8 protein-coding genes and 1 pseudogene are annotated in these 13,108 nt (G+C 69.0%); 7 read left to right on the forward strand and 2 right to left on the reverse strand.

Features of this window, described 5'->3' with window-relative positions; genetic code table 11:
• Position 1: 1 nt before the first annotated feature.
• Positions 2 to 1,264 carry a citrate synthase gene (locus tag BFN33_RS21110; protein WP_069761626.1) on the reverse strand — a complete coding sequence of 421 codons (1,263 nt, stop codon included), beginning with the start codon at positions 1,262 to 1,264 and terminating at the stop codon, positions 2 to 4.
• A 111-nt stretch (positions 1,265 to 1,375) separates the two neighbouring features.
• Between BFN33_RS21110 and BFN33_RS51970 the strand changes: the two are divergent.
• The 6 genes and pseudogenes from BFN33_RS51970 to BFN33_RS49955 form a co-directional block, all read left to right on the forward strand.
• Positions 1,376 to 1,495 (forward strand): annotated as a pseudogene (locus BFN33_RS51970) (citrate synthase/methylcitrate synthase); the annotation flags it as partial.
• Between the two features lie 410 nt (positions 1,496 to 1,905).
• On the forward strand, positions 1,906 to 3,411 hold the full coding sequence (locus BFN33_RS21115; protein ID WP_256122806.1) for a helix-turn-helix domain-containing protein: 1,506 nt from the start codon (positions 1,906 to 1,908) through the stop codon (positions 3,409 to 3,411).
• Positions 3,393 to 3,977, forward strand: coding sequence for a hypothetical protein (locus tag BFN33_RS21120; RefSeq protein WP_069761627.1), 585 nt, complete (start codon positions 3,393 to 3,395; stop codon positions 3,975 to 3,977). Before BFN33_RS21115 ends, BFN33_RS21120 begins: the two co-directional genes overlap by 19 nt.
• 181 nt (positions 3,978 to 4,158) lie before the next feature.
• Positions 4,159 to 4,875, forward strand: a complete 717-nt coding sequence (locus BFN33_RS21125; RefSeq protein WP_069761628.1) for a ParA family protein — start codon at positions 4,159 to 4,161, stop codon at positions 4,873 to 4,875.
• 350 nt (positions 4,876 to 5,225) lie between these two features.
• Complete coding sequence (locus tag BFN33_RS52675; RefSeq protein WP_141757978.1) at positions 5,226 to 5,744, forward strand: hypothetical protein; 519 nt, start codon at positions 5,226 to 5,228, stop codon at positions 5,742 to 5,744.
• Between the two features lie 124 nt (positions 5,745 to 5,868).
• Complete coding sequence (locus BFN33_RS49955) at positions 5,869 to 6,180, forward strand: hypothetical protein (protein ID WP_079140906.1); 312 nt, start codon at positions 5,869 to 5,871, stop codon at positions 6,178 to 6,180.
• A gap of 93 nt (positions 6,181 to 6,273) precedes the next feature.
• On the opposite strand, the gene BFN33_RS21130 is transcribed toward BFN33_RS49955, so the two are convergent.
• Positions 6,274 to 11,520, reverse strand: a complete 5,247-nt coding sequence (locus BFN33_RS21130) for a sacsin N-terminal ATP-binding-like domain-containing protein (protein WP_141757979.1) — start codon at positions 11,518 to 11,520, stop codon at positions 6,274 to 6,276.
• 551 nt (positions 11,521 to 12,071) lie between these two features.
• On the opposite strand from BFN33_RS21130, the gene BFN33_RS21135 reads away from it, so the two are divergent.
• Complete coding sequence (locus BFN33_RS21135) at positions 12,072 to 12,941, forward strand: IS5 family transposase (protein WP_069761630.1); 870 nt, start codon at positions 12,072 to 12,074, stop codon at positions 12,939 to 12,941.
• Positions 12,942 to 13,108: the final 167 nt, after the last annotated feature.

Genomic DNA, 13,108 nt, shown 5'->3' on the forward strand with positions numbered 1-13,108 from the left:
GTCAGGCCTCCGGCAGTGGTTGGGGCGGCTTCGGGCCCACATAAGTGCCGCTCGGGCGCATGCGCAGGGGGCGTTCCCCGTACTCCTCCAGTGCGTGGGCGATCCAGCCCGCCGTGCGGGCGACGGCGAAGATCGTCTCGCCGGCCGTGGAGGGCATCCCGGAGGAGGCGGTGAGCGCCGCGAGGGCCAGGTCCACGTTGGCGTGCAGGGGGGCGTGGCGGGCGGTGGTGGCCACGATGTCGCGGGCCGCGAGGAGTGCGGGTTCCGCGCGCGGGATCTCCTCCAGGAGGGCGAACAGGGCTCGCGCGCGTGGGTCTTCGCCGGGGTAGAGCCGGTGACCGAGGCCCGGGATCCGGCGGCCGGCCCGCAGTTCCTCCGCGATGACGGGGGCCGCGTCGCCCCGGTCGAGCACATCGAGCAGCAGTTTGTGCGCGAGCCCGCTGGCAGCGCCGTGCAAGGGGCCCTCCAGGACACCGAGTCCGGCGGAGACGGCGGCGTACGCGTGCGCGTGGGCCGATGCGGCGACGCGTACCGCGAGGGTCGAGGCGGCGAGGTCGTGGTCGACGAGCAGACCCAGTGCGGTGTCCAGGGCGCGCAGGGACGCCTCGTCGGGCTTGCGTCCGCTGAGGCGCGTCCACAGCCTGTGGGCCAGCGGGCCGTCGTCGCGCCGGCGGTCGCGCAGCACGGGCGGGAGAGCGGCGACGAGGGTCGGGATGAGGGTCCGCGCGGTGCCGAGCACGGCTTCTTCGGACAGGTCGAAACGCAGTGGATCCGAGACCGCGGCGGCGATCGCCGCCACCCGCAACCGGTCGGTGGGGCCCGTGTGTTCGGGCAGCGCGTCGACCGCGCGGCGGGCCACCTCGACGGCGGCGTCGGGCGCGGTGAAGGTGACGCCGGGGCGCATGCGGCCGGTCCACAGCCATTCCGCGATCTCTTCGTAGGAGTGGTGCGCGGCCAGTTCGGTGGCGTCGACGCCCCGGAAGTAGTAGCGGTCCCGGTCGATGAACGTGATGCGGGTGCGCACGGACAGTTCGCCGCCGGAACCCGGACTCCCGCCGCTCTCACGGCGGTTGCGCCGGGAGAGGGTCTCGACCTCCTTGGCGTCGAAGGTGCTGCCCCGGCCGCCGGGAACGCGTCGGCTGCTGAGCTGGCCTCGGCTCACGTAGGCGTAGACGGTCTCGGGCTTCACGCCCAGCAGTTCGGCGGCTTCCTTGGTGCTGAGCCGGCGCTCGGCGGGGCCGGGGAGGGGGTCGTGATCGCGCATAAGAAGTCACCGTATCCGCAACCACGTGGGTTGATTGGCGTGTATTGATTCAATCAATATTGACAGCTATGAGTCAACCATGGACAGTCGAATCAAGACCAGGGAGGAATCATGTCGGTCAACAGGTCAGCCACGCTCGTCGATGTACCGCGAGGACTCGCCGGAGTCGTCGTCACCGACACGGAGGTCGGAGATGTCCGGGGACGCGAGGGCTTCTATCACTACCGCCAGTAAATCTGCCGCACCCTTTCTGACCTGGGCTTATGAGGGTTAAAGCGGCTGTGACCTGCTAGGACGGGTTGCAGAGGCGATCGGAGGCAGTCAGAGGAAAACGCTCTGATTCGACCCCGGTACGACCCGGGTCGCTCGGAGGCAGTCAGAGGCAGTGCCTCTGCAAGCTGCTTCTGGGAGACCCGAGTTGACCGGACGGATCAGGAGCGGCGACCTCGACGGCGCTCCGCTCCTGCCTTGGTCGAGTTGCGATGGGGACGCCTGCCTCCAGAGCGGGGCCAGGCATACGAATGCCTCCAGGACGGCAATCCTGGAGGCATCGCTGGCACCGATCGGAGGTCGGTTCCGGGCATCACCCGTGGTTTTAGCGGGCCTGGGTGACGCCCTTGTCTTTGCGAGACGACCTCACCGTGCCACACCACAGTCATCAGGCAGAACCACAGCGGCAGATCCCTCACCCGTTCGGCCGACTGGGCCTTCACCACCTTCGCCCGGCAGCCGCCGAACTCGTGCTCCTAGGGGATCTCACCGGCCGGTACGCGACGGGCAGTTACAGCAGGCTCGGCTCCGACGGCCGCACCGTGGCCGTGCGCCAGGACCGGCAGGGCGCGGCCGAGCACGGGCACCGCGTCACGGCGGCGATCGCCTGCCATGTCGCTCGGGCCGGCGGCACCGTCGACGAGCTGACCCGGTTGCTGCTGCACCCCGACCACGAGGGTGGTCGGCATGCCCGCCACATCGCAGTGCGCTCGGGGCAGGCGCGCGCCCTGGACTACATCCGCCGGGTGTGGGCCAGCGCGACAGCCGTGGTCGCCGGAACTCGAGCACTGGGCTCACGCCACCACGCATACGAGGTCTTGGCCGCGCTGCGGGATCGCATCGAGACCACGCCCTGGCGCGGCGAGCGGGGACGGACCGCGCTGCGGGTGCTGCGGGCGCATCTGAACTTCGCCGAGGCCGCCGGTGGCCCTCTGCACCACGCCAGTGAGCGGCAGACCGCGGAGGAAGCGGGAGTCTCCCGCACAACCCTGCGGGTGGTCTACGAGACCGTTCTCAAGCCTGGGGGCTGGCTGCGTCGGCTGCGGGTCGGGCATGGCCGGGAGGGTTCCACCTGGTACCTCGACTACGGCAGCGCCGGTGGCCGTCGTGGCTCCGCTTCACTGTCTCGTTTCTGGACCACTCAGTACCCCCCCGACCTGGCACTTGAGGAGTGGACCAGCCCTGAGACGGCCATGACGGCCGACATCGACTCCACCGTCATCGCCCGTCTGATGGGCCACGACGCCTTCGCCCACCGCGGCCTCGGCAGCTCCGCCCTCATGATCATCGGAGCGCTGCAGGTCCGGCCCGCTCAGACGGTCAGCGATCTCGTCGGTACGGCTTCCGTGTCCCGTGCCACTGCCTACCGGACTTTGCGGCGCCTGGCCGACCACGGTCTCGTGCACCACGACGGCGAGACCTGGACCCTCGCTCCCCGCGCCGTGGAGGGCTTCGGCAACGGCTCTCAGGATGCCGCCACGGAACCGGGCGCACGGCCGGCACAGGGCTGGGACGGCATCGCCCAGTGCTACGCCACGGCGGGCGTCGCGGTCCGGCGCAGGACTCTGCACGCGGTCGAGCGGGCGGCATACCAAAAGGCGCTGGACCGGTTCGCGGGACACCGCAGCAAGGCCACGGTGATCGTCCGCGACGGGCGCCAGGTCCTGGTCCCGGCACCGCGGCCCGATGAGATCCCGTCCGCGTGGCAGACCCCGGGCGGCAGCGTCCTCGACCCAGTCACCGGTCGGCCTGCCGCCGATTGGCGCCTCGCCACGGACGGGCGACTGATCCTCATCACCCCTGCTGACCAGCGCAGTTACGACGAGCTGGCCGCTGCCCATGCCGAAGCCCTCAGGGAATGGAACTCCGCCGCGTGACTCCACAACCCCCACCCGCCGATGCTGAGAGCCAATCGATCACTCCTGAAGGCCTGCGCGAGCAGTACGAGTCCGGCGCCACCGTCGCCGAACTCGTCGCCACGAGCGGGCTGTCGTACGGCACGGTCCTGAATCGTCTGCGCGAGGCCGGGACCGTGATGCGCACCTCGTGGCAGACGCGCAGGATGCGCGACGGGCAAGCCCGCCGCAATCTCGCGGCCCGTCTGCGCCGTCTCTACGAGCAACAGGGCGCCACGCTCACGGAGTTGGCCACGGCAGCGTCCGTGACGCGACGTGCCGCCCGGCGACTGCTGATCGAGGCCGGGGGCACGCCCCGCACCGCCCAGCAGACACTCCGTATCCGCTCTGCAGCCAATGCCGCACGTCGGATGAAGCTCGCGTTGTCCCTGCGCGCACGGTACGAGGCCGGCGCCACCGTGCCGGACCTCGCCGAGGAGTGCAGCTACTCCGTCGCCACCGTCTATCGGCTCCTGCACCAGGCAGGCACCCGGATGCGGCCCAAGCACAGCCACGGCCCGGCCCGCACCCCGAGGAAGCGGTCATGAGCGCCCTCGAAGGTGTCCCCGTCGGCGCCTGGCACATCCCGAGTCCGACGGTGCGCCACCCCGGATCCAGCACTGCAGCACGGGCCCCTCCTTCGTCCGTATTCAGCCGCCTCCGACGTCGGCCTTCTCACCGACGCACTCAAGTCAACGCACCTTTCCCGATTCTGGAGATCAAGCACACGTGAGTGAGAACACTCGTACCAAGACCCTGGCCGCGGCCACGGCGAGCGCCTGGGACGCGTTCGTCATCGTCGTCGGCATGCTCAAGGGCGGCACCGGCAAGACCACCTCTGCCTGGTTCATCGCCCTCTACTACGCCGTCGTCCTCGACCTGCCGACGCTGCTGCTGGACGCGGACGCGACCAGCCAGTCCGCCTACGACTGGTTCAAGGTCGCCCAGGCCGAAGGCTTCGAGATCCCCGCCAACCTGGTCATCGAGCGCTACCCGTTCGACGACATCGCCGAGTACATCCGCACCAAGCGCGCCGAGTTCGGCGCGATCGTGGTCGACGCCGGCGGTGGCAGCGCCCGCATCTTCCACGAGGCTGTTACCGAGGCGAACCTGCTGCTCGTCCCGGTCGCTCCCACCAAGATCGAGCGCCGGAAGCTCGTGGCCACCTTTGACGAGGCCGAGCGTGCCGCCGCCCGCAACGAGCAGGGTGTCACCGCCCACGTCGTGATGGTCAAGGCGGACGACCGCACCAGCCTGCCCCGCACCGCGAAGGACAAGCTGCTGGAGCCCGCCAGGGGCGAGGGCATCGGCCCGGACCGCGACGAGGCGTTCCCGCTCGCCGAGACCACCATCCACTCCTGGGTGCACTACATGGAGGCCTTCGGAGAGATCCCCACCGAACTGAGCGAGTACGCCAACCTGATGAAGGAGCTGACCGAGGCATGAGCGAGAAGAACGAGAGGCCGAAACCGCCGACCCGCCGCACCGGCGGGCGCACCCTGGGCGGGGCCAAGACGGCGACCCCTCCGCCCCCTCCGCCGGCCGCCGAGCTCACGCCCGAGCAGTTCGCTGCTGAACAGACCGCTGCCCGGGGCGAAGGCCGTCCCGCCGCCGATGAGTCTGCGGCCCAGCACCCTTCCACGGCTCCCGCGGAAACTGGGGCGCACGGCGACCCGACCGGGATGCTCGCCGAGTTGCCGCATCCCCAGACCCCTCCGGCCGTCGACGTCGTACCGAGCGGCCCCGTCCAGGCCCCGGCTGCCCAGCTGGCTCACCCGGCCGCAGGAGCACCTGCGGTGAAGTCTGTTCCCACTGGGCATCCGATGCAGGGGCCCGAGCAGGTCGTGGCCCACGCTGCCAAGCCCGCGGCACCCGCAGTTCAGTCCGCGCAGCTGATCGAGCAGGTTACCCAGGCCGGACTGACCGACGCTACTCCCACGACCGCTGGGGCGTCGCCGACCGCCGAGGTTGCCGTCCGGCCAGCCGTATCTCCGGTCCCGGGCAGTACGGCCTTCCCGGTGAGGACGGATGTTCCGGGATCTCACCAAGAGCAGAACACGCGATCGGAGACAGCACCGAGCGAGGGAACCCCGTGGGCTCAGGGACCCGGTCGACCCAAGGACATTCCCGAGACTGCCGTCGTTCTCAACCAGCGCATCATCACGCGCGAGAGCCTCGACTCCTCCGTGCCGACCGCACTGAAGCTGAAGCGGCGGATTAAGCGCTTCGCGCTGGACAACGAACTCGATCACCTGCCGATCGGCGACATCGTCTCGGTCGCGCTGGATGAGTGGCTCACCGCCCGCGGCTTCTGACGCGGCGCGCATCTCCCGGGGTGGCCGCCCCTCGTAGGGGTGGGCGGCCACCCGTTCGTCCGACTATTCGACTAACCCAATAGGCGGCTAGCTATCCGCCTATCCGGACCAACCGGAGTAGTTCGTGCCCGATCTCGCCCATCACGCCCGACGACTGCGTGAGCTGGCCGACGCATTGGAAGCGCAGTCCCAGCCCGCCGAAGACCCATTTACGCCACACCCGAACACGCTGGAGATCATCAGCAATCGCCGCACCCAACGCGGACAGCTCAACTACGCCGTCCCCGACGTACTTCAGCTACAAAAACGCATTCGCCGCTACAACGCCGACCACGACGTGTCCCATGGCGACATCGTTGCCCTCGCCCTTGACACCTGGTTGCGCGCTAAGGGTTATCCACCCGACCTCACCTCGCCCAACACCAAAGCGCGGTGATCACTCAGCACTGCCGCTCGTCTCGACGCAGTCAGTGACCGGGCCTCGGGTGCCAGGCGCACGAGGGCCCCGATTGTTCGTCCGCGCATTCGCCTACGGGGATGGCTCCGGTCGCCCAGGCGGCAGTTCGAACCGCAAGCGCATGGACGTGCCGACGACCCGGTAGCCGGCGAGGCCAGGGGCGCTGAACGGGTTGGGGAGAGGGGTGATGCGTCGGTGGTTGCTGTCGAGGACGTGGGAGACGTAGACGATGGTGTAGGTCTCGTCCGGGCGGAGGTGACTTGCTCGTTCGACTTCGGACTCGCCAAGTTCGAACTCGCCCCGATCCCCGGTCGAGGCCTTCACCTCGTACAGGAGGGTGCGATCCCCGTCGTGGATGAGGAAGTCGTAGCCGAGGCTGTCGTCGCCCGAGCCGTCGGCGAAGACGTATTGGCGCAGCCCGGACTTCCAGGATTGCTCGCGAGGGACGCCGAACTGCCGCTCCAACCAGGCGGCCACAGCCACCTCTCCTGCGAGTCCAACGGCCCTGTCCTTCTGGGTTTCCCGGGGGACGGCCCGGTATCCCCCGCCGCGGCCGGCGTCCCCGGAGGTGGTTCGTTGTCTCGGGAGTGCGGGTGCCGACGGTGTGCCGGGCTGTGGGGAGGCGGCGAGTTGGTCGGGGGTGAGGTCGGCGGCGATCCGTCGAGCGAGATCGCGCAGGTCGTCCGGGCCGACCGGGAGCGCGCGGCCGTTGAGGAGGATCGACGAGCCCGGGGTGGTGGGGAGAGGTGTGCCGCCCCTGGGTGGTGTCGGTGTGAGCGGAGGGGGATCGTTCAGGCCCAGGTCGGCCGCCCGATCCGTCGCGGGCATACCCTCGGGCCAGTGGCCGTGGGTCTGAAGCCAGGCGATCAGCTTACGGACGCCGATCGGTTCGAAGTCGAGTAGGCCTTCGGCGTCCATCGCCGACGCGACTTCGGTGGCCGACGGCAGCGAGAGACCCTCGCGGCCCTGGCGGTTGAGCCATGCCTCCATCCGGGCGCGCAGGCGGGGAAGGAGCGTGTGGACGGTGTCGACGCACTCCTCGTGGATCTCGGCCACCGGAAGCGGCGGTTGCGATCGGGCCGGTGCCGCAGGCAGGCGGGTGGCGGCCCATGTCTCGGCGTGGGAGTCGAGCCGGTCGGGGGTGAGATTCCAGTGGGCGAACCCCCAGCGGGGGTCTGGCTCCAGGCCGGGAAGCGACCTCAGTCGGACGTACTCCGTGAGGGGAGCGCCCGCCTTGTACGTCGTCACGTACGCGTCACGGACGCGGTCGGCCAGTCGGCCCCGGTTCTGCTGCAACCAGGCCTGGAACTGCCGTTGGTGGGTCTCCGAGTTGTCGACGGTCGGCAGGTCCAGCGTCTCCCAGACCCGGTTGGCCTCGGACAGGGGCACTCCCAGGGCGGACAGCTTGCGCTGCCAGTCATTGTCGTCCACGAGTCCCAGGAGGTGATCAGCGCGGTCGAGATCGAGCCTGGACACGAGCCAGTCGTGGAGCTCTTTGCGGTCGTGGAGGTCTTCCTGTCCGCGCCGCAGTTCGTCGGCGAGATCGGGCGCGATGCAGGCGAGCAGGGGGACGAGGCGGGCGCTGCCGGAGCGGATCGAGGCACGGTCGGCCAGGACGGCCTCCAGCCGCTGCAGTGGGATGCTGACCACGGCGGCGATGTCCGAGTCGGTGACGTCAGCGACGGAGCGGCCACGGCGCTCCAGTTCGATGAGTGCCAGCCGTACCGATGTGGCCAGGTACGAAGCGCCGGCCAAGGTGCTCAGGGCGGCGGAGGCGGTCTGGAGCACGTGCCAGTCGGAAGATCCAGGTGCGCACACGATCACGACGCAGGGATCCTCCTCGTCGTGCAGGAGTGAGCGGTCGTCGCCGGGGTCGTCGAGGGTGTGTCCGGCTATGTGTGTGATGGCGGTCTGGGCGGACACGGCACCGCAGGCTTCCAACCGTCGTCGTACGTGGTGTGCCGTGGGGGCCTCGGGGCGGATGGAGCGATCGTCGTCGAATTCGACCAGCGCGGCCAGGAGGGTGGGCAGCCAGGGTCCGGCCAGGGTGAGCAGTGGTGCGCGGGGGGCGTCGGCGATCGGCAGCAGGTCCACGCGGATGTCGACCTCTGCCTCGCTAGTTCCGCGGACCGAGTGGTGTCCTTGTGCCGCCAGGTGGGTGTGGACGCGTTGGCCCAGTGCCCGGTCGTCGATGGGGAGGACGGGCACGGGCACCTGGTTGAGCAGCCTGCGGTTCTGGGTCCCTGCCACGTCGGGCACGTAGACCGGTTCGGTCTCGGGGCCGGTCGGGAAGGCGTCCAGTGTCCCGGTCCGGCTCACGAGGAGGTCGGGCAGGTGCCCGAGGTGACGGCCGGTGCCGGTCTCGTGCAGGGGCAGCAGATCAGACCAGGCCTGTTCGTAGGCCCTGCCGAGCAGATGCCCGAGGCGGCCCTGCCGGAGCCGCGGCATCCGGCGGAGCAGGGCGGGCAGGTGGCGCAGCCGGTCGCTGGCGGTCTCCGCGCTGTCCCAGCGGCGTACTCCGAGCAGGCGCAGGCGCTTGAGGACGCGATCCGACTGCCGTCGGCGCAGCGCGGCGGAGGCGACGGAGAGGAAGGCGGGTGGCGCCTCTGCGGCAGCCCACCACCATGCCTGGCCGGCCGTGGTGAAGGCAGGGGCGTCCTCGTCGTCGCCCGTCTGGGGAATCCATGGCGCCCGGCTCAGGAAAGCCGCAAGAGGGGTGGGCCACGGTGTGCCCTGCCGGTCGGAGCCGCCCGCGAAGTGGAACTCAAGGGCGTTGGCGTGCCAGGTGTCCAGGCCGTGGACGATTAGTTCTGCGTAGAGTCGGCGGCTCTCTTCGTCGAACGCGGCGTACTCCCGTTGGCCGGGGAGCATGGCCACCTTCTTGCCGGTAGGGCGGTATTCGACGGTCTGGTACAGGACGCTGCGCCGGTTGGGCCAGTGCTCAGCGGTCGACCGCCACTGGGCCAGCTCGTCCGAGTTCAGGCTCAGTGCCCACAGTCCGGGAAAGACGTACGGGTGGTTGAGGAGCTGCCCCTTCACCACCTGGGACGTTGCGGTGTAGGTCAGTAGCAGGCCATGGTGGACGCCCTGCTGATCGAGGAAGCGCCGCAGGGTCTGTGTGTCGGTCCGGGTGTCGGCGCAGATCTCCTGAGGGGGACGGACGACCCGGTCGGCGGCGGCTACCAGAGCCGGGGAAACTCCCTCGGTGTGATCGAGGAAGCGGGTCAGCGTCCGGTCGATCCCGCTGTGCGCGCCGGTCCAGCCGTCTCCGAACATAGCCTCGGTTGCGGGGACCCAGCCTTTGCGGCCTGGCACCAGCAGTCCCCTGATCACGGGTCCCTTGCCGTTCCGGTCCAGGGATGACGCCCACAGGGCGCAGGCGAACAGGAGGTGCTCGCGCAGGGCTTCGTCGTCGTCACGGTTCTTGCGCATAGCTTCGCCCAGCACGTCCAAGAGGGCTTGCGGACTGTAGTCACGCACCAGCCCCTGTTCCTCCAGCCAGGTGCGGCCGCGGGACCGCCGACTTGTCTTTCTTCCCATCCAGGCGATCTCCGCGTGGACGAAGGAGATGCTGTTCGCGAGTCCGGCCGGAAGGCCGGGCAGCGCTGCCGATGAACCGTCCGAGCCGCGGAAGAACAGTCCGGGACCTCCGGCCGGAGCCAGCTTCCCCTCGGCTGTGAGGACGATCTTCCTGTCCTTCAGCACCTCGCCGGTGCGAGGGAAGCAGAGCGAGAGGTCGTGGTAGTAGTCCGCCCACTTCCCCGCGTCGAACTCCCGCTGGGCGTGGGCCGAAGCGACGCTCTCCGCCCAACCGGCGAGCACGGTGGCAGGCGGAAGGAGACTGAGTCCACGGGCCTCACCCAGCGCGGTCAGCCGCTCGGCGCGCCGGGGATGGAGCTGTGGGTCGATGACATGCCGGACCCCGGCGGCTGCCACGGCTTCCGGTGTGAACACGCGAGCCTGGTCGGGGCCGCGCCACAGGTAGCCGTAGCGGTACGAGGCGCGGGCGCCCGCGGGGTGCAGTACCGGCATGAACGGTACGTCGTCGAACTCACGGTCCTGTGCCTTGAAGGCCAGTTCCAGGCGCCGAACCTGGTCGTGCTCCCAGCACATCAGGTCGATGAGAGAGCCCGCGGGCAGCGCGACACGTCCCTCGTCGACCAGTACGGTCGCCTGTGCGCAGGCCTCGGCCGCGGTGTCGAGCAGCAGGTCGTTCCACTGCGTGGACTCCGCCATAGTGCGTCGGCTCACGTCCGTGTGGAAAGGAGCGTTGACGAACCCGCTTACCGGACAGGTCCGTTGTGGCCCCATGGGCAAGAACGTGTAGAGCCTGCCGCGCTCCAGAGGCTTGCCCGCGGGCACCGCCACGCTGACCACGGCCGAGTCGCCCAGTGCCTGCCAGCCGTCCTTCAACGGTCCCGATCCCAGGCCGGCGGCGATGGCCTCGTGCGCGCGCTCACTGTCCACGGCGGCCGTCACCATGATCAGGCGAGTGCGACGGCGCAGTGTGATCTGCTGGATCTTCAGGTCGCGAGAGGCGAAGAGGGTGTCCACTTTGCGCGTGTAGAGGCTGGGGCGCCCCCGGCCGCCCACTCGGTGTGTCACGGCCACTTTGCCGAGACGGTCCAGAAAGAGTTCGAACGGCGCCCCGTCATCGGTCAGTTCGCGCAGCTGGCGCACCGCTTCCAGCCTCGCCTCGGCGGACCGCAGCGGGAGCCGGACCACAGTCACCAGCCCCCGCCGACGGAAGGACGCCACTGTGGCCGGGACGTCGTCCACCGGCACCGGGACCTTCAACGACGACAAGTTCGAGCGCAGTTGGTCGGCGGCCTCCGGGCGGCCGGGCGCAACCTGGTCCGCCAACCAGTCGAAGTCGTCGTCCCGAGCGAAGCGGAAGCAGAACCCGTCGAAGGCCTTGGATGCGGAACCCCTGACGCTGTACATCTCCGGGGCGGAGGTGAGCTGAAGCACGCTCTTGAAGCCGACACCCTTGTGGCCGATGCCCTCATCGGGTCGCTTGCTCGACAGGCCGATGCTGCACAGCGCCTCGAAGTTCTTGTACCCGAGGGGCCTTCCACCGTTCGCTACATAGAGGACGCCGTGTTCGCCCTCGTCCTCGTCGAGGACGATCTCGACGAGGCCGTCGCCATGCCGGGCGAGGTGTGCGTCATGGGCGTTCTGAAGGAGCTCGACCAGTACGCGCCCCTTGTACTCGGGCGAGAGCATCTGCTCAGTGACTTCTTTGAGTTCGAGAGCGGCGCGGCGTCCGCGCTTCAAGTCGGCGAGACACCCTTCGGCCTCCATGACCGCCGTCGACACGACGCGCTTGCGCCTGGCTGAGCCGCCGGAACCCGTGGACCGCCTCGCTCGCCACTGCCCGTCGGTCACTGTTCCCCCTGGAGCCCTCTGAAATTACTGGTGTCGACGATAGGGGTGATCACTGACATTCGGATGCGCAACCCGAGGCGCCAGCAAGGGCTCATTACCGCGCCGGTCGGTACGAGCCGCCCTCGAAGACCTCCTTTTCCGTCCGATCCACGAAGGTGTCGTTACATCCTCAAGCACGTCCCGCCGAGCGCTCGAATCGCCATCCGCTCCGCCTGCTACTTGGAGAGGTGAGAGCGCCTTCTATCGTCTAAGAGGTCGTTTTCACCATTGATGCGCGTTTTCTCCTGCATTTCTCGATGCAGGTTGGTCGGCATATTGGGGCAGGTGGAGTGGATGTGGCCCATGCGCTGCATGGTGTGACGCCTGGGGCGCAGTATGGCTTGCACCTGTCTCATCCCAGGACGCCCCGTTCTGCGTCTGTGCTTCCGCATGCTGGCGGCGTGCGCCTGGGCGCACTCGGTTCTGGGCGGTACGTCCAGGTCATGAGTGAGCGACGCCCGTATCCGAGTGATCTGTCCGATGCCCGCTGGGAGCTGATCGAGCCGGTGCTTGCGGCCTGGCGCTTCGAGCGCCGCGGCCGGGCCCTGGACTTCGGGCGCCCGCCCAGGCACGACCTGCGCGAGATCATGAACGCGATCCTGTACGTGGACCGCACCGGGGTGCAGTGGCGCTACCTGCCTCACGACTTCCCGCCCTGGGAGACCGTGTACGGCTACTTCGCGAAGTGGGAGAAGGATGATGTGTTCGCGCAGCTCACCGGCGTATTACGCAGGCTGTTACGGCAGCAGGAGGGCAAGCGTGCGGAGCCGTCCGCCTGCGTGATCGACGCGCAGAGCGTGAAGACTTCCACCAGCGTCCCGGCCACGAGCCAGGGCACAGACGCGGGTAAGAAGATCGTGGGCCGCAAGCGAAGCATCGTCACCGACACGCTCGGACTGCTGCTCGCGGTGCTGGTCACGGCCGCGAGCGTGCAGGACTCCGCCGCCGGCACCCACTTGGTCGACGAGGTGGCCGCCGCCTATCCCACCATCCGCAAGGTCTGGGTCGACGGCGGCTACCGCCAGCACCTCGTCGAGCACGCCGCCGCCCTCGGTATCGACATGGAAATCGTCCAACGGGCCCCTGGAACCAGGGGATTCACCCCGCAGCCCAAACGCTGGACCGTGGAGCGGACGTACGGGTGGTTGATGTTCCACCGCCGCCTGGCCCGCGACTACGAAACCCTGCCCAGCCGCTCCGAAGCCATGATCCACCTAGCCATGACCAACCTCATGGCCCGCCGTCTCACCGGCGAGGCCACCATCTCCTGGCGCGACCCGACATCACCGGACCAACTCCGTATCCCGGGATGAAACAACGGGAGAAAACGACCTCTAAGCGGTCTTGGCGACGTCACCGTAGCTTCCCCGGCGAGGGCCCGTCTCACCGAGGTCTGGAGCAGGTCGTCCGACATATGAGGTGCGGTTACCGACTCGTGGGTGTATATCGGTTGAATCCATGCTGGCGTGTTGTGAGGGGC

The sequence above is a fragment of the Streptomyces sp. LUP47B genome, from assembly GCF_001746295.1.
GTDB lineage: Bacteria > Actinomycetota > Actinomycetes > Streptomycetales > Streptomycetaceae > Streptomyces.